The organism is Streptomyces deccanensis, from assembly GCF_022385335.1.
GTDB classification, from domain to species: Bacteria; Actinomycetota; Actinomycetes; order Streptomycetales; family Streptomycetaceae; genus Streptomyces; species Streptomyces deccanensis.
In genome coordinates this window covers 9,417,363-9,441,047 of sequence record NZ_CP092431.1, presented here as the reverse complement: position 1 = coordinate 9,441,047, position 23,685 = coordinate 9,417,363, and the positions used below count along the sequence as shown (strand labels likewise).

The following is a 23,685-nucleotide window of genomic DNA, read 5'->3' as shown; positions in this document are numbered from 1 at the left end:
CGCACTCGCCCTCGCACCGAGCCGACCGAACTCTCCGGCGACCCGAGCCCTCGCCCCGTTCCCCATGAATCCCCCACCCCTCGCCCCCTCGAAGCCGCGACCCCTCGCACCCCGACCCCCGAAGCCGCGACCCCTCGCACCCCCGAGCACCCGGAGACGAAGAATGCGCTCCCCCGTCCTGCCCCTGACCTGGCACCTGGCCCGTTCCTCCGGGAGGCGCGGCCTGCAGAGCCACCTCCTGTCCGCCGCCGCGGCGGCCGCCGGCGCCCTCGTCCTGCTGACGCTCCTCGCCGCCTACCTGGGCTCCGGCGTCCGGGCCGACCGCACGGCGTGGCGCACCCCCGACGCCGTGGCGGCGAAGCGGGCGACCGCCGTGCAGACGCTGGGGACGACGTACGTGAACCACCGCCCGGTCACCGTCGTCTCCCTGGCCCAGCTGCCGAACCGGGCCGCGACCCCCGCCCCGCCCGGCCTGGACCGCTTCCCCGCACCGGGGCGCACCTATCTGTCCCCGGCCCTGGCGGAGCTGATGCGCGAACTGCCGGCGACGCGTCTCGCCGACCGCTTCCCGACCACCGCCGGCTACGGCACGATCGGCGCGGCCGGCCTCGCCTCCCCCGAGGAACTCGTGGCCGTCGTCGGCCGCACCTCCACCGACCCCGCGATCACCCAGGCCGCCGAGGGCAGCGGCCTGGACCTCCTCGCCGCCCGCGCCCGCGTGGACGGTTTCGACGGCGGCAGGCCGAGCCTGTTCACCTCGTTCGACCAGCAGGCCGCGCTGCTCGGCGGCGCGCTCCTCGTCGTCCCGGTGATCGTGCTGGCCTCGGCCGCCGGCCGCCTCGGTGCCGCGCGCCGTGAGGAGCGGCTCGCCGCCCTGCGGCTGGCCGGAGCGACACCCCGGCAGATCCTGGCGATGACGGGTGCGGAGTCGGCGGCGGTGGGCCTGGCCGGCGGTTTCCTCGGCGCGGTCGGGTACACCCTGCTGGTGCCGGTCCTCGCGCGGGTGCCGTACGGCATCGGCCCCTGGTACGCGGGCCAGTTGTGGGTCGGGGTGCCCGTGCTGCTCGCGGTGGTGGCGGCCGTGGCCGCGCTCACCTCCGTCAGCGCGGTGACGACGCTGCGCGGGGTGGCGCGTTCCCCGCTGGGCGTGGCCCAGCAGTCCGATCCGCGCCGGACGAGACTGATCCGGCTGGTGCTGTTCGTCGCCGTCGGGCTGTACGTGGTGGGCACCGCGAGCGGCGGGATGAGCACGGGTCAGACGATCGCGCTGATCGTCCTGGTGTACGGGGCGTTCTGGACCCTCGGCCCCTGGGTGGTCGACATGCTGGGCAGGCTGCTGAGCCGCTTCGCGCGCCGTCCGGCGACGCTGCTGGCCGCGCGTCGGCTCAGCGACGACCCCCGCGGCGCCTGGCGCACGGTCAGCGGTCTGGTTCTCGCGGGGCTGGTCGCCGGGTTCTTCTCCGTCGGGCAGGTCGGCCTCGTGGGCTACGACTACCGGGGCCAGGTCGCCGTCCGCGCGGCACACGGGGATGTGGACGAACTCGCCGTAAGGGCAAGGGAGTTGCTCACCGAAGCAGGGGTGAAGGCGCGGGTGGAGACGGTCGACGCCGACACGTACGACGGGATCCTGATCGGCGAGGAGGGCGTCGTCGCCCATGTGCGCGGCGGTCAGGAGCAGGTGGACACCGCGTCGACCGCGCTGTCCTCCCTCTCGCCCGGGAACCTGCCGTTGACCCAGGACTACGTCAACGCCGAGGGCGGGACGACGACCCGGCTCATCGGCGAGATGGGGCTCGCGGTGCTGGCCCTGGGCTTCCTCGTCGCCGCCGCCTCCGCCGGACTGACCGCGGCGGCCACGGTCCTGGACCGGCGCCGGGTGTACGCGCTGCTGCGGCTGGCCGGTACGCCGCTGAAGGTGCTGGACCGGGCGCGGATCCGGGAGACCGCGCTGCCGCTGGTGGTCCTCGCCGGGGGTACGACGGCGACCGGGATCTACGGCGGGATCAGGGTGAACGAGGCGTTCCACCTGGAGCCGGACGCGTCGGGGGCCCTGCGTCTCGCCCTCTGTGTCGCCCTCGGGACGGCCACCATGTTCGCGGCGCTCGCCGGGAGCCGGCCGCTGCTGCGGAAGGTGACGGCGGAGCGGGCCCAGGAAGCCGACTGAGGCACCCCTCGGCCGCCGCCCGCCTCCCCCTTGTCCTGTCTCCTTCCGGCATGATGCGCCCATGAACGACCGCAGCCCGATCCGGGTCCTGATCGCCGACGACCAGGACATGGTCCGCACCGGCTTCCGCTTCTTCCTCGACGCGCAGCCCGACATCACCGTGGTGGCCGAGGCCGCCGACGGCGAGACGGCCGTGCGACTCGCCCGTGAACTGCGGCCGGACGTATGCCTGCTGGACATCCGGATGCCGAGGCTGGACGGGCTGGAGGCGACCCGGCTGCTCGCCGGTCCGGGGGTGGCCGATCCGCTGCGGGTGGTCGTGGTGACCACGTTCGACCTCGACGAGTACGTCTACGGGGCGTTGCGCGGCGGTGCCTGCGGTTTCCTGCTGAAGGACTCGGGGCCGACCCTGCTGGCCGAGGCCGTACGGGCGGCGGCGGTGGGCGACTCGCTGGTGTCGCCGTCAGTGACGGTCCGGCTGCTCAAGCACGTGACGGCGGAGGGCGGGAAGGAGGCCCCGCCCGCCCCCGAAGTCCCGCGCCCCCAGGAGGCGTTGACCGACCGGGAGCTCGACGTCGTCCGGCTGGTCGCGCTGGGGCACACCAACGCGGAGATCGCCGCCTCGATGTTCGTGTCCCTCTCCACGGTCAAGACCCACCTCGGCAGCATCCAGCTCAAGCTCGCCGCCCGGAACCGGGTGGAGATCGCGGCGTGGGCGTGGCGCACGGGGCACGCGGGCGACGGGGCGTGAGTCAGCTCTCGGTGAGGGTGATGCGGATGCCGATCGTGCCGTCGGCGCCCCGGCGCAGTCGGCTGCCGAGGAGGGTGAGGCGGCCGAGGACGCTGTACTTGCGGGCGATGAGCCGGCGGTAGGCGGCGGAGCCGGCCGCGTCGAGGATCTCCGCGTGGGCGGGGACGGAGGAGCCGGTGGGGTTGCCGCGCACGTCGCACGGACCGACGAGGACGTCGGCGCGGTTGCGGATCCGCTTGACCTTCCAGGAGTCGGCGACGGTCCAGATGCCGAGCGCGTCCCCGTCCCGCACGACCCACACCGGGGTCGGCACGGTGGTGCCGTTCTTGCGATAGGTGGTCACCAGCAGGTACTTGCCCGCGCCGAGGGCGTCGAGCGTGGTTTCGTCGGCCATGACCGGAGTCTAGGCGCACGGCCGCCGGCGGAACCCGGCGGCCGTGCCCCAGGAGCGAGCGGTGGAGCGGCGTCAGTCCAGCAGGCCGTCGTAGTCCGGCAGCTTGTAGGTGCGCTCGGCGTGGCCGCCGACGAGGTCGGTGGTGTTGTTGCCGACGTTGGCGATGATCGTGTAGCCGTCGGACTCGATGTCCGCGCGCGAGGCGGTCTTGTAGGCGGCGACCTCGCCGAAGAGGTCGGGCAGGTCGCGCACGTAGAGGCCGTCGACCGGGTAGCCGACGTTCTCCAGGTTCCATTCGGTGAGGGACTCGATGATGCCGGGGCGGGCGGTGACGAAGAAGACCGCGACCCCACGGGACTTGGCGTACTTGGCCAGCGCCAGGGAGGGCTTCAGGGCCGGGGTCGGCAGCTGGTACCAGGGCGTGTAGTGCGTCTCCAGCGTCGTGTTGTCGATGTCGAAGACGATGGCGAGCTTCTGCCCCGAGGAGTTCGCGGTGCGCTGCTGTACGTAGGGCGTGGCCGTGTCGATGACGGCCTTCACGTCCTTCTGCCAGGTCGCGTAGTCCACCTCGGCGGCCGCTGCCGCGGCGGTCGCGGCCGTGCTCGGCGCCGCGGCGGCCGGACCGGCCGCGGTCAGCGAAGCGCCCAGACCCAGTACGGCCACCGTGGCGACCGCGGTGACGCGGCGTCCCACACCGCTTGCTGTCATGTTCGTCCCCTTTTTCTCATGTCAAAGCGGCGAGGCCGTCGGAACCTTCGCCGCACTGGTCATGGTCATGCCCATCGGTGGCCGGGAGACTACCTAAGAGTTACTGATTAGTAGAGAGGTCCCGACGAACGTTGTTCGGCGGGGCGGCGTCCGGGGAGCCGGCGGGCGGGGACCGTGAAGATCGCCGAAGGGTCGGCAAACACCAACCGGCGGGTCTACATTGCCCGTTGGATGGAAGCACCTTTCACAGAAGATCCAGGAGTTGATGCCGTGACGGACAACCCGGCAGCCTCGGACTTCCCCTCCTCGTCGCTGAACCGTCGCATCGTCACCACCCGGCCGAGCGCGGCGCGGATCTGGAACTACTGGCTCGGCGGCAGGGACTACTACGAGGTCGACCGCAAGGCCGGGGACGAGATACGCCGACTGCATCCGAGCATCCACGACTACGCCCGCGCGGACCGGCGGTTCCTGCGCCGGGCGGTGCGCCATCTGGCCGCCGAGGTGGGGATCCGGCAGTTCCTGGACATCGGCGCGGGGCTGCCGACCGCGGAGAACACCCACGAGGTCGCCCAGCGCGTCCTCCCGGACGCGCGGATCGTCTACGTCGACAACGACCCGCTGGTCCTGGTGCACGCCCGGGCCCTGCTGACGAGCGCGCCCGAGGGCCGTACGGACCACGTCGACGAGGACGTGCGCAATGTCGACGCGATCCTCGAACACGCCGCGCGGACCCTGGACCTGGCCCAGCCGGTCGCGCTGATGCTGCTCGACGTGCTGGCCTTCGTCACCGACGAGGAGGACCCGCACGACATCGTGCGCCGACTGATGGCCGCCCTGCCGTCCGGCAGCCATCTGATGCTCTCGCACACCGTGACGAGCCCCCGATGGCCCGATGTGGACATCGCCGCGGCCTGGTGGAACGCGCACGGCACCCCGCGGTTGCACCAGCGCACCCCCGAGACCATCGCCCGCTTCTTCGACGGGCTGGACCTCCTCGATCCGGGCGTCGTCTCGTGCACGCGCTGGCGCCCTGACCCCGCCGACACCGAGGACGGCGAGCCGGAGGAAGTGGCCATGTACTGCGGAGTGGGAGGCAAGCGCTGATGACGACCGGCCCGGTCCGGCTGCAACTGGACGTCGCCGCCTTCGACCTGGCACGTTTCCAGCCGTACGTCGACAAGTGCCGGACCTCCGGCATCCGTCTGACGACGCTCTCCGAACTCGGCGACACCCCGGAGCACCGGCGGGCTTTGTACGACCTCAACAAGGAGTGCTCGGCCGACATCCCCGAGCGCGGCGCCTTCTTCCCGTACGACGAGTACCACCGGCTCCGCTTCGAGGTGCCCTCCTACGATCCGCGCGGAGTCGTGCTGGCCCTGGACGGCGACCGGTGGATCGGCATGGCGGCCACCTCGGACCGGCGCGGTTCCGGGTTCGTGTTCAACGAGATGACCGGGGTGCGGTCCGGCCATCGCGGCCGGGGCATCTCGGTGGCCATGAAGACCTTCGGCATCGGGTTCGCCGGGATCTGCGGGGTGAGCACCGTCCGAACGGTCCACCACCCGGCCAACAGCCGTGCGATCGCCATGAACCGGACGTTGGGATTCGTCGACGCGGACTGGTGAACATGTGCCGGTCACCGCACGTATGAAAGGAGGGCGCTCAAGGACCGGACGCCCTGGCGGTGTTGACACCGTGTCGGACGGGGTTCGGGAGCCAGGCAATGAGGCACGCACGACGACGAGTCGTGAAGCGGGTGGCGCGGCTGACGGCCGCCGGTGGAGTGATCTGCGGAGCCCTGATGGTCACGCAGGCGGCGATGGCGACCGAACCCGCCGTCACCCCGCCCGCGACCCCGAGCGCGGTGCTGGCCGCGTCCGGCACCGGGAACGGCCTGCTGACCGAACTCGGCTCCGAGCGGACGGCGGGCACGTGGATCGCCGACGACGGCAGCCCGGTCGTCGCCGTGACCGACGAGAAGGCCGCCGCCGAGGTCAAGCGGGCGGGCGCCCGCCCGAAGATGGTCGAGTACAGCGGCGAGGACCTGAAGTCCGCCACGGAGGCGCTGCGTTCGGCACCCCGGGTGCCGGGCACCTCCTGGGCGATCGACCCCGCCTCCAACGAGGTGGTGGTGCGCGCCGACAGCACGGTCTCCAAGAAGGACTGGGCGAGCCTGACCGACCTCGCCGAGGAGATCGGCGGTTCCGTCCGGATGGAGCGCACCGAGGGCGCGTACACGATGCGGCTCAACGGCGCGCAGCCGATCTTCGGTACCGGCGGGCGCTGTTCGATCGGCTTCAACGTGACCGACGGTGAGAACGACTTCATGCTGACCGCCGGGCACTGCGGCCCCTCGGGATCCGTCTGGTTCTCGGACGACCAGGGCCGGCAGGAGATCGGCCGGACGACCGAGACCAACTTCCCCGGCGCCGACTACTCGCTCGTCCAGTACCTCCAGGACGCGTCGAGCAACAAGACCAACATCGTCTCCGTCGGCGACGGCCGCGGTGTGCGCATCACCTCCGTCGGTGAGGCGGCGGTCGGCCAGCGGGTCTTCCGCAGCGGCAGCACCAGCGGCTTCCGCAACGGCGAGGTGACCGGGCTCGACGCCACGGTCAACTACCCCGAGGGCACGGTCTCCGGCCTCATCGAGACGACGGTCTGCGCCGAGCCGGGCGACAGCGGGGGCCCGCTCTTCTCGGAGGGAGTGGCGCTGGGCGTGACCTCGGGCGGCAACGGCGACTGCGAGGAGGGCGGTACGACGTTCTTCCAGCCGCTGTCCGACGCCCTCGACGACCTCGGTGTCCAGCTGAACGGTCTGCCGCAGTCCGCGGCCCGGCCGACCGCCGCGGCCGACGGCTCCGAGGACGACGCCCAGGGTGCCGCCGCCCCGGGCTCCGCCGAACCGGGTGCCGTGGAATCCGTCGAGGGCATCGAGGCCGCCTCCGACCTGCTCGACCGCCTCGCCGACCCGCGCAACGTCGGCCCCGGCCTGCTGGTCATCGCCGGCAGCATGGTCGCCCTCGCGGCGACCCGCTTCATCCGCACGGAACAGGACCGCCAGGCGTACCGCCGCCAGTACTCACAGAGCTGGAGCTAGATCCCGGGGGGACGGGCGCGCCCTGGGGGCGCGCCCCTACGAAGCGGCGGCCCACTCCAGGACGAGACGCTCGTACTCGCTCCGCTGCTCCCTGTTCAACGTCCCACCGCTCCGGAACCAGAGCGCCCGGATCTCCTCGTTGACCTCGGCGGCCGTTCGCGCCGGTCCTTCCGCTTTCTCCAGGACGACATCAGGGGTAGTGGACATGGTGTAAACCATATGTCCTCGAACGTGAAGTCGATGTGAGTAAAGGTGCCACTTCAGACATTACGGACCGTGAAGCTGATCACTCTGCGTTTACGGCTCCATCGTTCCGAGCACGAGGACCCGAATGGCCAGCACGGCCGCCCCCCGTGCCCAGTCGTGGAAGTCGGACACCTTCGTCTCCAGGGGCACGGGCGCGGCCAGCGGATGCCGATGGGCCCGGACCGCCTCGTGCACGGCCTCGCCCGCCACCGCCATCAGCCCCACTCCCTCCCCCGCGAGCAGGATCTTCTGCGGCATCACGAAGTTCGCGATCTGGGCCACCAGGATCCCCAGCGCCCGCCCCGCCTCGCCGACGACCCGCGCGCACATCGGGTCCCCCTCGGCCGCGCCGGTCAGGATCTCCTCGTACGTCACCTCGCGTCCGGTCGCCGCCCGCACCTGGTAGCGGATGCTGGGGATGCTCAGCAGTGAGACGGCGCTGCCGCGCTCGCCGTCGGGGGTGAGCGGGCCGGAGGGGTCCACGATCCAGTGGCGGCCGAAGCCCCGGTCCTCCTCGGCGTAGGGCACGCGCCTGCCGCCCAGGACCAGTCCGTAGCCGATGCCCGCGCCGATGGTGAGGACGACGAACCGGTCCAGTCCGCGCCCCGCGCCGAACCAGGTCTCGGCCTCGACGAGCGCGGCGACGTCGTTCTCGACGACCACCGGCAGCCCGGTGCGCTCCTCGACGAGGTCGGCCAGCGGAACGTCGCGCCACGACAGGAAGGGCGACTCCCCGACGACCGCGCGACGCCGGACGAGTCCGCCGACCCCGATGCCGATGCCGGCCAATGAGGGGTGCGTGCGGGCGAGTTCGGCGGTCATCTCGGCGAGCAGGTCGGCGACCCGTTCCGGCTCGTGCGTGGGGAGCGGACGGTCGTGGCGGCTGACGATCTCGCTCCGCAACGTGGTGACCACGGCGTACACCGTGTCGTCGGTGATCTTGAAGCCGACGAAGGTGCGGGACTCGGCGACGATGTCCAGGGGCTGCGAGGGGCGCCCCTGCCGGACCTCGGGGAGCGCCGTTCCCTCGGCGGTCTCGACCAGCAGCCCCGACTCGATCAGCGGTTTGGTCAGCCGGGTGAGGCTCCCGGCGGACAGGCCGAGGCGCTTGGCGAGCTCCGTGCGCGAGAGCGGGCCGTGCACGAGCACCTCGATGGCCACCGCGCGTTCTCCGGGACTGAGCGGCAGCCAACTGGCAGCGAGTGCGGTCATGAGGGCCAGACTCCCACACCTTCTTTCTTTCGTCACGAAAACAACAAGCCCGCTTCCAGCCCGCCAGATCACCTCGTGACAGATTCGGATGCACCCCTTGACGCCACAATTATTCCGTGACGAAAGTAAGTGGCCGGAGTCAGAGGCACCGCCGCCGATGAGGGAGCCACCGATGACCATCGCCTCCAGCAGTCCACCGATCCGCAGGCGGGGCGACTGCCTCCTGGCCTGAGGATCGACGGCAACGGAGCGCCGGTGAGCGGCCTCGACGAGACCAACGACCAGATCAATCTGCTTCTCGACCAGTGAAGGACACTCCGCACATGACGTTCTCCCTCGGCATCGTGGGCGCCGGCCAGTTCTCCGGCCAGTTCGCCACGCTGTTCCAGGCGCACCCCGGCGTCGGCGACGTCTACGTCACCGATCTGCTGCCCGAGCGGGCCGCATCCCTCGTGGCCGCCCAGGGACTGGCCGGCACCTTCCCCTCGTACGAGGCGATGCTGGAGTCGAAGGCGGTTGACGCCGTCGCCGTCTTCACCCAGCGCTGGACGCACGGGCCGCTGGTGCTCCAGGGCCTGAACGCCGGCAAGCACGTCTACTCCGCGGTCCCCATGGCGATCACCGCCGACGAGATCGCGGCGATCATCGACGCGGTCCGGGCGACCGGGCTGACGTACATGATGGGTGAGACGAGCCAGTACAACCCGGCGACCGTGCACGCCCGCAACCAGATCGCGGAGGGCGCCTTCGGGCGGCTCTTCTACGCCGAGGGCGACTACGTCCACGACATGGATCTGGGGTTCTACGAGGCCTACCAGTACAGCGGCGGCGAGGACTGGAAGCGCACCGCCAGCTATCCGCCGCTGCTGTACCCGACGCACTCGGTGGGCGGGGTGCTGGGCGCCTGGCAGACGCACGCGGTGAGCGTCTCCGCGATCGGTGTCGTCGACGGGCGCGGTGACGGGGTGTTCGACAAGGAGGTCAGCCAGTTCGGCAACGACTTCTCCAACGCGACCGCGCTGTTCGAGGTGGCGGGCGGAGGGTCGTTCCGTACGAACGAGTTCCGCCGGGTCGGCTACCCCTCGCAGATACGGGAGTCGCGTTTCCGGTTCTTCGGCACGGACGCCAGCATGGAGCAACTCGCGACGGTGGCGTTCTGGCAGGACAAGAAGGGGGTCGAGGACATCAGCGAACTCCTGGAGCCCAAGCCCACCCTGTCCCCGGACGATCCCTCGCTCCAGCACATCGCGCCGGATCTGCGGGCCGCCTTCACCTCCGGGTCGGCGCCGGTGCACGACCGGTCGCGGCTGCCGAGGGAGTTCGACCATCTGCACAACGGGCACGAGGGCAGCCACCACTTCCTGGTGGACGACTTCGTGACCGCCGTCAACACGCGGACGCTGCCGTCGGTGAACGCCTGGGTGGCGGCCCGCTACACCCTGCCGGGGATCGTCGCGCACGAGTCCGCGCGGCAGGGTGGGGTACGGCTGGAGATCCCGGACTTCGGGGACGCCCCCGAGGCGTGACGTTCCGCCTCCGTCGCCCGGCCGGGCTCCTGGCTGTCCGTCAGGTGCCCGGCTTGCGGCCGTACACGAAGACGTCGTCGCCCTTCTTCAGCAGCGACCAGTACTTCTTGGCGTCCGTCTTGGTCATGTTGACGCAGCCGCGGGAGCCCGGCGGGTTCCACATGCTGACGGCGGCGGAGTGGAAGGCCTGGCCGCCGTCGAAGAACTGGGCGTAGGGCATGGGCACGTGATAGATCGACGACACGTGGTCGATGTTGCGCCAGTAGATCTTCTTCAGGCCGGTGCGGGTCTCGTCGCCGTCGCGGCCGGTGCGGACCGGGACGGGGCCGTAGACGAGCTTCTTGCCGTCCTGGATCCAGCTCAGCTGGAGCGTGAGGTCCACACAGGCGATGCGGCCCTTGTTCGTCGGGCACTTGCCCGCCTTGTTGGGGTTCTTGCCGACGGCCTTCTGCTTGTTCATGAGGTCCATCACGCCCCAGGTGACGGCTCCCGCGTAGCCGGCGTTCGGGGTGATGCCGTGCTTGGTCTGGAAGGCCTTGATCGCCTTGCAGTCGCCGGCGGACTGCTTGCCGTCGACCGTGCGGCCGAGGAACTTCTCGACCTGCTTCTGGTACGGCCCCGTCGACGTCGTACAACTCGCCGCCTGCGCGGGCGCGGTGCCGAGCGCGAGCGTGAGCGGTGTCAGCAGTGCGGTGATCGTGAGCGCGACGGCGCCTCTTCTGCCTATGTCCCCCATGACGGGCCTTTCCCTTTCGAGTGTTTTGTAGGTCCTGCCTGCCTAGACAGGCGACCGGCGGTGACGGTTGTGGGAGAGCCCACGTCGAGACGAAACGGTTACACAGCCGGGAATTCGCAGTTACAGTTACCCCCATGAGCAACAGCGAATCCATAACTCGCGTGGCGTTGAAGAAAATTACCCCCGATGTCTCCGGGGCGATGGGCTCCCTGCACGGCGCCGCCGTCACCGCGGCCCGGGACGCGAAGGTCGAGCCCGAAATCCTCGAACTGATCAGAATTCGTGCCTCGCAGATCAACGGCTGCGCCTTCTGCCTGGACATGCACACCAAGGACGCCCGCGCGCAGGGCGAGACCGAGCAGCGGATCTACGCGCTCAGCGCCTGGCGCGAGACCCCGTTCTTCACCGAACGCGAGCGCGCCGCACTGGCGTTGACCGAGGCCGTGACGCTGGTCCACGACGGGCAGGTGCCGGACGACGTGTACGCCGAGGCGGCGGAGGTGTTCGACGAGCAGCAGGTCGCGGCACTGATCTGGGCGGCGACCGTGATCAACGCCTACAACCGGATCGCCATCGCCACGCGCATGGTTCCGGGGGCCTACCAGCCCGCCCAGAAGTAGCCCCTGAATCCCCGGGAAGTTATTCCCGGGGATTCTTCGCGACAATTCAGCGCCCGTACGTCGTTGAACGACTTTGAGCGCCGGGCCGAATTCCCTTCGGCCCGGCGCGTTTCCGCGCCCGTATTCGCTGTGAATTCAATGGTCCGGCAGCGGCCGCATCAGCCCGTCCAGCCATCGCCGCCATTCCGGTGCGCGGACGGCCCGGCCGGGGGTCATCGGCCGGCCGGTCCAGGCGGCGACCGGGCGGATGCCGTGCAGGGCGTTGACCAGCCACACCTCACGACCGTCCAACTCCCCCAGGGAGCGTTCGCGGTGGGCGACCCGGACTCCGGTGCGGGCGGCGTGCTCCAGGACGAGGGCCACGGTGACGCCGGCGAGCAGCGGCAGCCGGGGCGGCGGCAGACAGAGGGTGTCGTCCTCCCACCAGAGCAGGCTGTTGCTCGCGCCCTCCAACACCAGGCCGGAGGGCGCGATGAGGATCGCCTCGTCGGCGTCCACCCCGGCCGCCCGTCTGCGCACCCGGGCCAGGGCGTCCAGATCCGGTCCCTTGCGGCGGGGCACGGTGCGCGGGTCGGGCTGTCCCGCCGCCCAGACCTTGATCTCGGCGGTGAGGGGCGGGGCGTGCCGGAGCAGCAGCCTCAACTCCAGTGATCCGGCGACGAGTTCCACGCGGGGGAACCACTCCCCCGTGCGCGGCAGGGCTCGGGTCATGTCCTGCCAGAAGTCGACGACCCGCGCCAGGGGCGGCGCGCCGCACTCGCCGCAGGATCGTACGAACCGTTCACGGTGCCGGTCGAAGCCGCGCACCCGTCCCTCGCGCAGCAGCCAAGAGTCCGCTACGAGGAGGCGCCCGCCCTCGGTCCGGCCGGGGACGAGGCCGTGTTCGGGTGACCAGGTCAACAGACCTTCCGCGACGGCGGGTTGTGTCACTCGGTGCTCCTGTCGGTCTTTCGGTTCCATGTTCCGTGTTCCGGGGCGGCGGTGCGGCTTCCGCAGCGGTTCAGTACTTGCGGCCGGCGACGGCCGGGGCGCCGTGCCGGGGGCCGTAGGGGGCGTGCTCCAGCCAGGCGCCGCAGCGGGGCACCATGGGGGCGAGGGCGGCCGCCGCGCGCTGCTTGACCCGGACGATACGGCGCCGGGGGCGCAGATGGTCCAGGGCGGTGCCGGCGGCGGCGCTGTTGAACAGGCCCGCCGCGCGCCGGACGTCGGCGAAGGAGCCGACCGCGTCGGGGGTGCCCTCCGCGATCGCGCGGGCGGCGGCGACCGCGTCCGCGATGCCGCTGTTCATGCCGCGCGCCCCGAACGGCGGGAAGAGGTGCGCGGCCTCGCCGGCCAGCAGCACCCGGCGGTGCGGGTCGGTGAAGTCGGCGGCGACCTTGCGCAGGAAGCGGTAGGTGGACACCCACAGGATCCGCTCGTCGTAGCCGTCGCCGACGACCTCGGGCAGCCAGCGGCGTACGGCCTCCCGGGTGCCGTAGTCCCGCGTCGCGTCGTCGTCGCGGCACTGGAGGTCGAGTTGGAAGCCGCCGGTGAACGGCACCCGCATGACGCTGCGGCCGCCGAGTGCCGGGTGTTCGTAGTGGAAGACCCGTTCCAGGGGCAGTTCGGCGCCGGGTAGGTCGGCGACGTCCACGACGACGTGGAAGCCCTCCCCGTGGGTGCCCTCCAGCGGGATGCCGAGCGCGCGGCGTACCGCCGAGCGGGCGCCGTCGGCGGCGATGGCGTGGGGGCCCGTCCAGGTCCGACCGTCCTCGCCGGTGAGGGTCACCCCGTCCGGGTCGGTCCGTACGGCGGTGATCCGGGCGTCCCACACGAACTTTACCCCGGCGTCCCGGCAGGCGGCGAGCAGGAAACGCTCGGTGTCGACCTGGCGGAGGCTGGTGAAGGGCGGGGTGCCGGTGGGCGGCGGGAAGGTGCGGGCGTAGACCTCGCGGCCCCGGTAGAGGGTGCGCTTGGTGTGCCAGGTCCGACCGTACGCGGCGATCTCGGCCGCGAGCCCCGGATGGATCTCCTCCAGCAGCTGCAGGGTCTCGCGGTGCACGAACAGGGCGCGGCTGCCGGGGCGTTCGCGGCCCTCGGGGTCGGCTTCGAGGAGGGTGACGGGGAGGTCGTGGGCGCGCAGGGCGAGGGCGGCGGAGAGGCCCACGGGCCCCGCGCCCACGACGAGGACGGGGGCGGGGACGGGGGGCGTCATGTGCGGGCGCTCTCGGCGAGCATGCGGGTGACCTCGACGCGCTTGACCTTCCAGGTGGACGTCATCGGCAGTTCGTCGAACCGCCACTGCCTGGGCTCCGCCATGGTGGGCAGATCGGCCGTGGCCTCGTGCCAGCGCCGCAGGTCCAGGGGCCGTTCGCCGCGTACGCAGACCACGGGGACGGGTTCGCGGTCGGCGCCGGGGACGATGACGACCTCGCGCAGCTCCTCCAGGCGGGACATCAGCGTGTCCTCGACCTCCAGGTTGCTGTGCACGGAGTCGATCTGGTCGATCTCGCGGTCGATGAGGTAGAGGGCGCCCCAGCGGCTCTGGTAGCCCATGTCGCCCATCTGCCACCAGCCGCTGTCGAGTTGGCGCAGATAGCGCTCCCGGGCGCCGAGGTAGGTGAGGATGCGGCCGCGGGTGCGGGCCTCGATACGGCCGGCGGTGCCGGGGGCGACCCGTCGTCCGGCGTCGTCGGCGACGCGGACGCGGGTGAAGCCGGGGATGCCGATGCCGACCCGGCGGCCGTCGGCGCGGGCGGCGCTCCTGCGGGTGAACCACTGGAAGGCGACCGGGCCCGTCTCGCTCTGCCCGTACAGCTGGATGAGCCAGGGCGAGCGCCGTTGGGAGGCGTCGAGGAGTCGCTGCACGGTGCGGGGGTGGATGGCGTCGAAGGTGGAGCCGTAGGAGCGGACGCGGGACAGCGGGGCGCCGGGCGCGTCGGCCAACTCCTCCCACAGGACGAAGGTGTTGGGGTGGGTCTCGACGATGCCGGGGCGGTGACGGGCCAGCAGCGGGCCGACGTTCGACGGTTCCGGGTCGATGATCAGGACCAGGGGGCTGCCGAAGTGCAGCAGGACGCCGAGGAGATGGTAGAAGCGCGAGTGCACGAACGACATGTGCAGGGCTGCGGTCTCGCCCCGGGTGGGCCAGCCCATGGCCTTCTGCGGGACGAGCCGGTTCCACATGGTGTTCGGGCAGTGCACGGCCAGCTTGGGCAGGCCGGTGGTGCCCGAGCTGTGGGTGATCAGGGAGGCGTCGCGGGGGTGCAGGCGGACCGCGGCCGGGGTCGGGGCGCCCAGGTACTTCCGCAGCGGTTCGGCTCCGGGGGCGTCGTCGACGGAGAGCGCGCTCCGGACGAGGCCGGTGAGGTCGACGTCCTTCAGGGGGCCTTCGAGCTTGGCCCGGTCGGTGATCAGCCAGGGCTTGTGCAGGCGTTCGAGGAGCTGTCCGACCACCGGACCGGCGAGGCCGGGCGAGAGCAGCACGGGGACGGCGCCGATCCGGGAGACCGCGCAGGTCAGCAGCACGATGTCGACGTTGTCGGTCTTGTGGACGACCACCTCTTCGGAGGGACGCACGCCCGCTTCCCAGAGGCGGCCGGAGAGTTGGTCGACGAGGTCGGCGAGGGCGGTGTAGGAGAGGTCGGTCCCGAGGTCGGGGTCGACATCGAGGGGCCGGTCCAGTGTGACGAAGACGGGGCCGTGGCGTTCGGCGGCCTCGCGGAACATGGAGCCCAGGTAGAAGCCGCGGCCGGCGAGGGCGGGTTGTCGTTCGGTGTGGAGCCGCTCTCGCATGGCAGCGGGCCTTTCTGCGGGGATGAGGGTGTCGGCCATGGCTCACCACGCTCCTTGGCGGACGAGGTGGCGGCGGAGCTTGCCGGTCGCGGTGCGGGGCAGCGTGGGCACGAAGCTGACGCTGCGGGGGACCTTGAAGGCGGCGAGCCGGTCGCGGGCCATGCAGATCAGTTCGGCCTCCAGACCCACCCCGATGGGCGGGACGGGGACGACGAAGGCCCGGAGCCTGCTGGCGCCGCGTTCGTCGGTGACGGCGGCGACGGCGACGTCCCGGACGCCGGGGTGGGTGCGCAGCAGCGCCTCCACCTCCAGCGGGGAGACGGTGATGCCGCCGACCATCTCCATGTCGTCGGCGCGGCCGAGGTGGCGGTAGGTGCCGTCGGGTTCGCGGACGGCCCGGTCCCGTGTGGCCAGCCAGCCGCCGACGAGGGTGCGTTCGGTCTCCTCGGGCCGGTTGAGGTAGCCGGGCGTCACCGTCGGTCCGCGCACCCAGAGTTCGCCCGCCTCGCCGTCCGGCACCGGTTTGCCGGCGCGGTCGCGGAGTTCCACCTCGAACCCGGGGACGGGGCGGCCGACCGTACCGGGGTGGTTGTGGTCGAAGCTGTTGGCGCAGAACGCGTGGCCGGCCTCGGTGGAGCCGATCTGTTCGAGGACGGGGGCGCCGAGCAGTTCGGTGACCTGCTTGCCGAGTCCGGCGGGCATGCCCTCGCCGGCCGACACCGCCGCGCGCACCGAGGCGAAGCAGTCCCGGTGGCCGTCCGCCCGGTCGGTGACGAGGGCGGCGTACGCGGAGGGCACCGAGTACAGGAGGGTCACGCGGTGCCGGGCGACGAGCTCGTCGACCGCCGCGGGGGTGGGACGGCGGTCGGCGAGGACTGCGGAGGAGCCGGAGAAGAGCGGGAAGACGAGGGCGTTGCCGAAGCCGTAGGCGAAGTACAGGCGGGAGACGGAGAGGGTGACGTCGTCGGGGGTGATGCGCAGCAGTCGGCGGCCGATGAGGTCGTGGTACGTCTTGGGGTCGCCGTGGACGTGGACGACGCCCTTGGGGTGGCCGGTGGTTCCGGAGGTGTACTGGATGTAGAGGGGGGTGTGGGCGTCGACCGGGTGGGCCGTCTCCTTGGGCACGGCGGTGGCGCTCAGGGCCGTCAGTTGGTCGGAGCCGAGGCGCGGCGCCGACTTGCCCGTCCGCGCGGCGCGGCCGGCCCGTGACTGGTCGCGCCCGGGCGGTGGGGCCGCGGAGGTCACGGCGCCGTTCCCCTTTCGGGGCGAGGGGATGTAACCGTCGAGCGCCGGGCCCGTCACCCACAGGACCGCCTTCGTGTCCTCCGCCATGAACTGCAGTTCCGGCGGGGTGAGTTCGGGGTTGACCAGGACCGCGACCGCGCCCAGGCGGGCCAGGGCGAGGAACGTGGTGACCCAGGTGACGGAGTCCGGGAGGGCGAGCAGGACGCGGTCGCCGGGGCGGACGCCGTGGTCGGTGAGGACGGTGGCGGTGCGGGCCGCGAGGTCGTGGATCTCACCGTGAGAGTAGGCCCGGTGGCCCTGGTGGAAGGCCGGGCGGTGGGTCCAGCCGCGTCGCTCGGCGAGGGCGGCGAGATGGGCCGCCAGGTTGCCGGGGGCGTCCGCGTCGGCGGGCAGCCGGGTGGGCCGGGCCGTCGTGGTGAACGTCGTCGTGATCGTCATCGCGTCGGCTCCTCGGTGACGGCCGGGGCGGAGGCGTGCTCCCGGTGGGCCCGCATCAGTGCCGCCGTCTTCAGCAGCATCTCGTCGTACTCGGCGGCCGGATCGGAGTCGAGGACGATCGCGCCGCCCGCGCCCAGATGCATACGGCCGCCCTGGAACACGGCGGTACGGATGACGATGTTGAGGTCCGCTCCGCCGCTGCACCCGAGGTAGCCGAGGGCTCCCGAGTACACGCCCCGCGCCTCGGTCTCCAGCGCGTCGATGATCTCCAGGGTGCGCAGTTTGGGCGCCCCGGTCATCGAGCCGCCGGGGAAGCAGGCGCGGACGCAGTCGACGGCGTCGGTGCCCTCGCGCAGTCTGCCCTCGACCGTGGAGACGAGTTGGTGCACGGTGGCGTACGTCTCGGTGGCCATCAGGCGGGTGACCTTCACGGAACCGGTGCGGGAGACGCGGCCGAGGTCGTTGCGGAGCAGGTCGACGATCATCAGGTTCTCGGCGCGGGTCTTGGCGTCGGCGGCGAGTTCGTCGCGGAGCCGGTCGTCCTCCTCGGGACTGGTGCCCCGGGGTGCGGTGCCCTTGATGGGCTTGGCCTCGGCGACGCCGTCGCGGGTGATCCGCAGGAACCGCTCGGGGGACGAGCCCGCGATGTCGAGGTCGCCGAACCTGAGGAAGGAGGCGTACGGGGCGGGGTTGCCACGGCGCAGCACCCGGTAGAAGTCGTACGGGTCGTAGGGAGCGGGTAACCGGGCCGCGTTGGTCAGACAGACCTCGTAGCTGGTGCCCGCGTTCAGCTCCGCCTTGCAGGCCTCGATGTCGGCGAGGTAGGTGGCGCGGTCGCGGACCAGCCAGGGTTCGGCGGCGCGCGGGTAGGGCGCGGAGGCCGCCTTCAGGGGGACCGTGGCGTCCGAGCCGATGAAGGTCAGCTGGGCCAGCGCGGTGTCGAGCCAGTCGCCTGCCTCGCGGGACGCCGCCGGGGTGTCCTCGGAGAGGCAGACCGCGTAGGTGTGGCCCTCCTGGTGGTCGACGGCGATCAGCCGGTCGGCGAACAGCCAGGCCGCGTCCGGGGTGTCGGCCTTGTGCCGGTTCTCGGAGCCGGTGTCGGCCTTGAGTTCGTAGCCGAAGTAGCCGACGTAGCCGCCGGTGAAGTCGAAGGGCAGGCCGGTCGCGTCGACCTTGCGGCTCGCCAGTTGCCGCTTGAGGTAGTCGAAGACGCTCGCCTGGACCTTGCGGGTGGGTCGGCCCGCCCGTTCGATCTCGCAACTGCCGCTGTCGACGTCGTAGCGGACGACCTCGGCGAGGGGGCCGCTGCCGTCGCCGAAGAAGGAGAACCGCGACAGGCCCGGCTCGACGCGGGAGCTGTCCAGCCAGAAGGCGTGCGGTGCGTCGGCGTACATGCGGGTGAAGGCGGCCTCGGCGTCGACGGCGCCGGCGATGCGGCGGGTGTGCAGCCGGTAGGCGGACCCGGGGGCCCGCCGGGGGCGGGGGATCGTGCCCGCGAGAGAGGTGAGCGCGGTGGGCTGCGGCCCGGTGACGAGGGCGACCGCCGTGTTCTTCGTACGCGGGCTGCCGACGCGTTCCGCCGTGAGGTTGCGGAAGTTCACCAGCAGCCGGTGGCCGTGGTCGGTGAGGATCGACTCGGGGTGGAACTGGACGCCCCACAGCGGCCGTTCGCGGTGGCGCAGGCCCATGAGGACGCCGTCCTCGGACCAGGCGGTCGCCTCCAGGGCCGGTGGCAGCGGCTCGCGCACGGACAGCGAGTGGTAGCGGACGACCGTGAAGTTCTGCGGGAGGCCGTGGAACAGGTCGCGGCCGTCGTGCCGGACCGTGGACAGGTGCCCGTGGCGGGGCCACGGGGCGGGCTCGACGTCGGCGTGCTCCCCCACCGCGATGCCCTGGTGGCCCAGGCAGACGCCCAGGACGGGGATCTCGGCGTCGGCGATCACCCGGGAGGCGATGCCGAAGTCACGCGGTTCCGAGGGGTGGCCGGGTCCCGGCGACACCACCACGTTGTCGAATTCCCCCAGCTCCGGAATGTCGTCGGCCGAGGCGTCGTTGAGCACGACCACCGGCTCCTCGCCGTTGACCTCGGCGATCAGCTGGAACAGGTTGTACGTGTACGAGTCGTAATTGTCGATGAGCAGGGTCTTCACCCGCCCACCCCCTCTTCGTTCTCGGACCTAGGCGGTCCGTCGTTTGTGCCGGCCGCGCAACGCCTGCAACGGCGGGTACAGCCATTTCTTCAGGAATTTCTGGAGTCTCGGCATGAGAATCCAGGTGACGATGGCTGCCACGGTCAGACACAGCAGAAGTGTACGGAAAAGCGGATTCAGGTCGTTGAGATAGGGAAGTATTGCCTGGTTGAATAAGAAGACGGGCGGGAAGACCGCACCGGAATTCACCAGCCAGAGTTTCCATTTCGGGGGTGGCCCCGGAGGGCCGGCCGGCGTCGGGGCCCGGGCGCTCTGGGAGTCGAACCAGGCCTTGGAGCCCACGATGCTCCGCCGGCCGGTCTCCTGCGCCAGTCCGTCGGCGCGGGCCGACCACTGTGCCCAGACCACGGAATTCTCCCAGGTCCGGGCTGATTCCTCGCTGTCGAAGCGGTAGACCACATGCCACTCACCCTCTCCGTCGACGAGTACGCCACCCCCCAGAAAACCCGGCTGCTGCGCACTGGTACGCAGCGCGGCCCACCCCCAGGAGTGGAAGTCGGCCTCGCGCCCCGGCACCACCTGGTACGCAACGGTGACGGTAACGGGATTCCTGCTCACGGTGTCGAATACGTGAAGACCGTCGGCGCCGTTCAAGCCTCAACGAACTTTTTCGACGGGTGTCCGGATCGTGAGGGTATGACGGTCTTTCAGATGCCTTGGCGTTCTCTGCCGCAGGGTAACGCCGAGGTAACTTCCGGTAATTCCTGGAAGCGCTTGCCGATACGGGCGGAATAGGAGCACCATTCGCCGAGGACTGCGCAGAATTACGCACCGCGCGAAGGAGAGCCGTGCCGTCACGGTGCCCCGTCGCGCGTCCGCTCCTCGACCGGGCCAGTTCTGCGCGAGTGGACCGGGACCGCGGCCCGCTCCCCGCCTACGCTGCCGATCATGGACTCCGTAATCGCCGGCGACCTCTCCCGGCTTCCCGAACTGTTGCAGGCCGCCCGTGACTTCGCCGCCGAGGAGATGGCGGGCCTCGCGGACCGTCCCGTCGCCCGGCTCGACGGAAGGCACGGGACCGAGCCGCTCCCCGCACGGGGCGTCGGCGCGCAAGGCGCCCTGACGGAGTTCGCCGAGCGCTGGGCCGACGGATTCTCCGGATCGGCCGGGCCCCGTTACCTCGGCTTCGTCACCGGCGGGGCCACCCCGGCGGCCGTCGCCGGGGACTGGCTGACCAGTGCCTACGACCAGAACGTCTCCGGTGGCCAGGACTCGTCCGCGAGCGCCCTGGAGCGGCAGACCCTGCGGTGGCTGCGGGAGTTGTTCGGGCTGGGCCCGGAGTACGGCGGTGCCTTCGTCACCGGGGCGACCGTCTCCAACACCGTGGGGCTCGCCGTCGCCCGCGAGTGGCTCGGCGAACGGCTGGGCGTGGACGTGTCCCGGGAAGGTGTCGCCGCCCTCGGCCCGGTCGACGTGCTGTCCGGCAGCCCGCACTCCAGCATCACCAAGGCACTCTCCGTGCTCGGCGTCGGCCGCGACCGGCTGCGTACCGTACCCCTGCTGCCCGGGGACCGTGAGGCCGTGGACGTGGCGGCCCTCGACGCCGCCCTGGCGGCACTGGACGGGCGGCCGGCGATCGTCGTAGCCAACGCCGGGACCGTCAACTCGGTCGACTTCGACGATCTGCGCGCCATCGCCGCGCTCAGGGAACGCCACGACTTCTGGCTCCACGTGGACGCCGCGTTCGGCGGCTTCGCCGCGCTGTCGCCGTCGTACGCGCATCTGGTCGACGGTCTCGACAGCGCCGACTCGATCTGCGTGGACCTGCACAAGTGGCTGAACGTGCCCTACGACGCCGCCGTCCAGTTCACCCGCCGCCGGGACCTCCAAGTACGCGTCTTCCGCAACGACTCCCCCTACCTCGGCCTGCCCACCGGCGAGCCCGACTTCCTGCACCTCACACCGGAGAACTCCCGCCGACTGCGCGCCCTGCCGGCCTGGTTCTCCCTCATGGCGTACGGCCGGGCGGGGCACCGCGAGATCGTCGAACGCAACGTCGCCCTGGCCCGCACCCTCGGTGAACGCCTCGCGCAGACACCGGGGTTGACCCTCGTCGCACCGGTCCGGCTGAACGTCGTCTGCTTCACCCTCGCCGAACGGCCCACCCGGGAACGGGTCCAGGCCCTGGCCCACGCGATCGCCGCCTCCGGCGAGACCTTCGTGACCCCGACGGTCCTCCACGGGACCCACGCCCTGCGGGCCGCGTTCAGCAACTGGCGGACGACGACGGCCGACACCGAACGGGTTCTCGACGCGGTCCTCGCGGCGACGAGGACGGTGAACGCCTCCTAGGTGTCCGTCCTAGGTGTCCTGAGCGCGCCCCTCGTCCCGCCAGGCCCGCGCCGCGCGGGCGAAGGCGGTGTTGACGGCGAGCAGGCCGCCGTCCACGCGCAGGGTGGTGCCGGTGATCCAGGCCGCGTCGCGGGAGGCGAGGAAGGCAACGGCCGCCGCGATGTCGTCCGGCTCGCCGACGCGGCCCAGGGGGTAGATCTCGGCGAGATCGTCCAGGTGTGCCTCGCGGCCCGCCCAGCCGGGGGTGCGGACGGTGCCGGGGGCCACCAGGTTGACGCGGACGCCACGGGGCGCGGCGTCGCCGGCGAGGGTACGGGTGAGGGAGCCGAGGCCGGCCTTCGCGGCGCTGTAGGCGTGGTTGCCGAAGTCCTGGAGGCCGTTGACGGAGCCGATGTTGACGATGGCGCCGCGTCCCGAGGCCACCAGGTGCGGCAGGGCGGCGCGGGAGCACCGGAACGCGCCGGTCAGGGTGAGGTCCAGGTCGCGGGCCCAGGTCTCGTCCGGGGTGTCCTCGAAGAGCTGCACGTCCGGGGTGCAGCCGAAGGCGTTGTTGACCAGGACGTCGAGCGAACCGAGGACCGTCACCGCGTGCGCGACGGCGGCCTCGACGGACGCCCGGTCCCCGACGTCGCACCGGAACGCCTCGGCGGCCAGCCCGCGCTCCCGCAACTCCGTCACGGTCCGCTCGGCCGCCGCCGCGTCCACGTCGGTGACGAGGACCTTCGCGCCCTCCTCGGCCAGCCGCCGGGCCGTCGCCGCGCCGATCCCACGCGCCGCGCCCGTGATGAGAACCCCGTACCCCTCGAAGCGTCCCGTCGCATGCATACGGCAGAACGTACTCCGCGCCACCGTCGCCGGGACGGATGCGACGCGATCTTGATCCCGGAGGAGCGACGGCTCGCGGTGTACGCCGACTGGGCGCGGGCCCTGACCCCTCCGGCGAGGCCCTGCTGCTCCTCGGTAGCCCCGAGGTGGTGGACAAGGCCCGCGCCTGGGTCGTCACCGTGATGGCCATGGAGGAGTTCCTGCGCGCCGGGAGCCGCGATCCGCAGGCCTGGCAGGCCCTGCTGGAGCGGCAGCGCGCCGGGCGGGATGCCTATTACGTCGCCGTGCGGGAGGACCTGGCGCTCCCGCCCGGCCACTCGGCCCGCTGGCAGCTTCAGGCCCCGTCGCCCCCTCGCGCTGACGGGGGCCGGCCGCACCCTGGTGACGGCGGCCGGCCGGACCCCGGTGACGGCGGTCAGCGGTAGCCGGTGGTGTCCGCCGGCTTGCCCGCGTCCTGGACCTCGACGATGTAGCGCCAGGCGTCCGGCCGGCTGCCGTCGAGGTCGGTGAAGCCGTAGGTCCGGGCGAGGGAACCGCTGGAGTGGGACTGCCCGTTGAAGCGGGCGACCTCCGGGTCGGCGGCGAGCGCGGCGACGGCCCGGCCCACGAAGCGGGGGGTCTCGGAGATGGCGAAGTGGGGGACGCGTTCGAGGGCGTCCCGCCAGTTCTGCTCGGTGACCCCGAAGTGGTCGAGCATCATCTCCGACCGGAGCCAACCGGGAGTGAGGGCCACGGCGGTGGCACCGCGCGGGCCCAGCTCGTGCCCGAGCGCGAACGCCATGCGCAGGACGGAGGACTTGGCGAGGTCGTAGAAGAAGGAGTTGCGGTAATTGGCGCTGTTGTACTCGGCCGTGCCGTCCGTCATCTCCACGACCAGGCCGCCCGGCTTGCGCAGCAGCAGCGGCAGGGCGAAGTGGTTGGTGATGGCGTGGGTCTCGACGGCGAGGCGCAGCAGCCGCAGCCCGTTGTCGAGATCGTGCTCCCAGACCGGGTTCTCCCAGTCGAAGAGCTTCTCACCGCCCCAGATGTCGTTGACCAGGACGTCCAGTCGGCCCTGTTCCTCGGTGATCCGGTCGACGAGGGTCCGGACCTGTGCCGGTTCGAGATGGTCGGTGGGTACGGCGATGCCGTGCCCGCCCGCCTCGGTGACCAGGTCGGCGGTGTCCTCCAGGGTCTCCGGGCGGTCGTACTCGGAGCGCCGCTCGCGCGTGGAACGCCCTGTCACATAGACCGTCGCTCCGGCCGCCCCCAGTTCGACGGCGATCCCCCGGCCCGCTCCGCGCGTCGCTCCCGCGACCAGTGCGACCTTGCCGTCCAGCGGCTTCGACATGTCCGACCTCCATTGCGTACGAGTGCCACCTTGGCCGACGCCGGGGGTGTTCCGGCGTCCACGACACGAGGGTGTCGTGGAAGCCGGACATCTTCTGTCGGGTTTTCCGTG

General features: G+C 71.6%; 22 protein-coding genes and 1 pseudogene. 10 read left to right on the top strand and 13 right to left on the bottom strand.

The window, feature by feature from the left end:
• Nucleotides 1–163 precede the first annotated feature (163 nt).
• Both L3078_RS41550 and L3078_RS41545 read left to right on the top strand, forming a co-directional pair.
• Nucleotides 164–2,164, top strand: coding sequence for an FtsX-like permease family protein (locus tag L3078_RS41550; RefSeq protein ID WP_239759379.1), 2,001 nt, complete (start codon nucleotides 164–166; stop codon nucleotides 2,162–2,164).
• Nucleotides 2,165–2,225: 61 nt separating this feature from the next.
• Nucleotides 2,226–2,915, top strand: coding sequence for a response regulator (locus L3078_RS41545; RefSeq protein ID WP_239759378.1), 690 nt, complete (start codon nucleotides 2,226–2,228; stop codon nucleotides 2,913–2,915).
• A 1-nt stretch (nucleotide 2,916) separates the two neighbouring features.
• On the opposite strand, the gene L3078_RS41540 is transcribed toward L3078_RS41545, so the two are convergent.
• Nucleotides 2,917–3,309 carry a PPOX class F420-dependent oxidoreductase gene (locus L3078_RS41540; RefSeq protein WP_239759377.1) on the bottom strand — a complete coding sequence of 131 codons (393 nt, stop codon included), beginning with the start codon at nucleotides 3,307–3,309 and terminating at the stop codon, nucleotides 2,917–2,919.
• 72 nt (nucleotides 3,310–3,381) lie between these two features.
• Nucleotides 3,382–4,017, bottom strand: a complete 636-nt coding sequence (locus L3078_RS41535) for an HAD family acid phosphatase (RefSeq protein ID WP_239759376.1) — start codon at nucleotides 4,015–4,017, stop codon at nucleotides 3,382–3,384.
• Between the two features lie 270 nt (nucleotides 4,018–4,287).
• Here L3078_RS41535 and L3078_RS41530 point away from each other — a divergent pair, with 270 nt between their 5' ends.
• The 3 genes from L3078_RS41530 (at nucleotide 4,288) to L3078_RS41520 (ending at nucleotide 7,120) form a co-directional block, all read left to right on the top strand.
• A complete protein-coding gene (locus L3078_RS41530; protein WP_239759375.1) occupies nucleotides 4,288–5,124 on the top strand; it encodes an SAM-dependent methyltransferase in 837 nt (278 codons plus the stop codon).
• Nucleotides 5,124–5,645 (top strand): GNAT family N-acetyltransferase, encoded by a 522-nt coding sequence (locus tag L3078_RS41525; RefSeq protein ID WP_239759374.1) that lies wholly within the window; start codon nucleotides 5,124–5,126, stop codon nucleotides 5,643–5,645. The genes L3078_RS41530 and L3078_RS41525 overlap by 1 nt, the downstream gene beginning before the upstream one ends.
• Before the next feature lie 98 nt (nucleotides 5,646–5,743).
• Nucleotides 5,744–7,120 carry a S1 family peptidase gene (locus L3078_RS41520; RefSeq protein ID WP_239759373.1) on the top strand — a complete coding sequence of 459 codons (1,377 nt, stop codon included), beginning with the start codon at nucleotides 5,744–5,746 and terminating at the stop codon, nucleotides 7,118–7,120.
• Between the two features lie 36 nt (nucleotides 7,121–7,156).
• Here the strand turns inward: L3078_RS41520 and L3078_RS41515 are convergent, their stop codons facing one another.
• Nucleotides 7,157–7,339 carry a hypothetical protein gene (locus L3078_RS41515; RefSeq protein ID WP_239759372.1) on the bottom strand — a complete coding sequence of 61 codons (183 nt, stop codon included), beginning with the start codon at nucleotides 7,337–7,339 and terminating at the stop codon, nucleotides 7,157–7,159.
• Between the two features lie 78 nt (nucleotides 7,340–7,417).
• Nucleotides 7,418–8,578, bottom strand: coding sequence for an ROK family transcriptional regulator (locus L3078_RS41510; RefSeq protein WP_239759371.1), 1,161 nt, complete (start codon nucleotides 8,576–8,578; stop codon nucleotides 7,418–7,420).
• A 129-nt stretch (nucleotides 8,579–8,707) separates the two neighbouring features.
• On the opposite strand from L3078_RS41510, the gene L3078_RS41505 reads away from it, so the two are divergent.
• Both L3078_RS41505 and L3078_RS41500 read left to right on the top strand, forming a co-directional pair.
• Nucleotides 8,708–8,887 carry a hypothetical protein gene (locus L3078_RS41505; RefSeq protein ID WP_239759370.1) on the top strand — a complete coding sequence of 60 codons (180 nt, stop codon included), beginning with the start codon at nucleotides 8,708–8,710 and terminating at the stop codon, nucleotides 8,885–8,887.
• Between the two features lie 14 nt (nucleotides 8,888–8,901).
• Nucleotides 8,902–10,104: a Gfo/Idh/MocA family protein gene (locus tag L3078_RS41500; RefSeq protein ID WP_239759369.1), complete on the top strand. Its 1,203-nt coding sequence runs from the start codon at nucleotides 8,902–8,904 to the stop codon at nucleotides 10,102–10,104.
• Between the two features lie 40 nt (nucleotides 10,105–10,144).
• On the opposite strand, the gene L3078_RS41495 is transcribed toward L3078_RS41500, so the two are convergent.
• Nucleotides 10,145–10,840, bottom strand: a complete 696-nt coding sequence (locus tag L3078_RS41495; RefSeq protein WP_239759368.1) for a L,D-transpeptidase family protein — start codon at nucleotides 10,838–10,840, stop codon at nucleotides 10,145–10,147.
• Nucleotides 10,841–10,974: 134 nt separating this feature from the next.
• On the opposite strand from L3078_RS41495, the gene L3078_RS41490 reads away from it, so the two are divergent.
• Nucleotides 10,975–11,460, top strand: a complete 486-nt coding sequence (locus L3078_RS41490) for a carboxymuconolactone decarboxylase family protein (protein ID WP_239759367.1) — start codon at nucleotides 10,975–10,977, stop codon at nucleotides 11,458–11,460.
• A 135-nt stretch (nucleotides 11,461–11,595) separates the two neighbouring features.
• Here the strand turns inward: L3078_RS41490 and L3078_RS41485 are convergent, their stop codons facing one another.
• The 6 genes from L3078_RS41485 to L3078_RS41460 all read right to left on the bottom strand — a co-directional run bounded on the left by L3078_RS41485 (nucleotide 11,596) and on the right by L3078_RS41460 (nucleotide 19,721).
• Complete coding sequence (locus L3078_RS41485; protein ID WP_239759366.1) at nucleotides 11,596–12,390, bottom strand: aminotransferase class IV; 795 nt, start codon at nucleotides 12,388–12,390, stop codon at nucleotides 11,596–11,598.
• Between the two features lie 70 nt (nucleotides 12,391–12,460).
• Nucleotides 12,461–13,654, bottom strand: a complete 1,194-nt coding sequence (locus L3078_RS41480; protein ID WP_239759365.1) for an FAD-dependent monooxygenase — start codon at nucleotides 13,652–13,654, stop codon at nucleotides 12,461–12,463.
• The gene (locus L3078_RS41475) at nucleotides 13,651–15,273 is read right to left on the bottom strand and encodes a class I adenylate-forming enzyme family protein (protein ID WP_239759364.1); all 1,623 of its coding nucleotides are present in this window, start codon (nucleotides 15,271–15,273) and stop codon (nucleotides 13,651–13,653) included. Before L3078_RS41475 ends, L3078_RS41480 begins: the two co-directional genes overlap by 4 nt.
• A gap of 3 nt (nucleotides 15,274–15,276) precedes the next feature.
• A complete protein-coding gene (locus L3078_RS41470) occupies nucleotides 15,277–16,917 on the bottom strand; it encodes a benzoate-CoA ligase family protein (RefSeq protein WP_239759363.1) in 1,641 nt (546 codons plus the stop codon).
• Entirely contained in the window at nucleotides 16,914–19,067 is a 2,154-nt protein-coding gene (gene pabB / locus L3078_RS41465; RefSeq protein ID WP_239759362.1) for an aminodeoxychorismate synthase component I, read from the bottom strand. The genes L3078_RS41470 and pabB overlap by 4 nt, the downstream gene beginning before the upstream one ends.
• A 27-nt stretch (nucleotides 19,068–19,094) precedes the next feature.
• Nucleotides 19,095–19,721, bottom strand: a complete 627-nt coding sequence (locus L3078_RS41460) for an antibiotic biosynthesis monooxygenase (RefSeq protein ID WP_239759361.1) — start codon at nucleotides 19,719–19,721, stop codon at nucleotides 19,095–19,097.
• Nucleotides 19,722–20,015: 294 nt separating this feature from the next.
• Between L3078_RS41460 and L3078_RS41455 the strand changes: the two genes are divergently transcribed.
• Nucleotides 20,016–21,419 carry a pyridoxal phosphate-dependent decarboxylase family protein gene (locus L3078_RS41455; protein WP_239759360.1) on the top strand — a complete coding sequence of 468 codons (1,404 nt, stop codon included), beginning with the start codon at nucleotides 20,016–20,018 and terminating at the stop codon, nucleotides 21,417–21,419.
• A gap of 9 nt (nucleotides 21,420–21,428) precedes the next feature.
• Here L3078_RS41455 and L3078_RS41450 read toward each other — a convergent pair whose 3' ends face one another.
• Nucleotides 21,429–22,244 (bottom strand): SDR family NAD(P)-dependent oxidoreductase, encoded by an 816-nt coding sequence (locus L3078_RS41450; protein ID WP_239759359.1) that lies wholly within the window; start codon nucleotides 22,242–22,244, stop codon nucleotides 21,429–21,431.
• A gap of 104 nt (nucleotides 22,245–22,348) precedes the next feature.
• Here L3078_RS41450 and L3078_RS41445 point away from each other — a divergent pair.
• Nucleotides 22,349–22,669 (top strand): annotated as a pseudogene (locus L3078_RS41445) (hypothetical protein); the annotation flags it as partial.
• Here L3078_RS41445 and L3078_RS41440 read toward each other — a convergent pair.
• The gene (locus L3078_RS41440; protein ID WP_239759358.1) at nucleotides 22,660–23,574 is read right to left on the bottom strand and encodes an SDR family oxidoreductase; all 915 of its coding nucleotides are present in this window, start codon (nucleotides 23,572–23,574) and stop codon (nucleotides 22,660–22,662) included. The pseudogene L3078_RS41445 and the gene L3078_RS41440 overlap by 10 nt on opposite strands.
• Nucleotides 23,575–23,685: the final 111 nt, after the last annotated feature.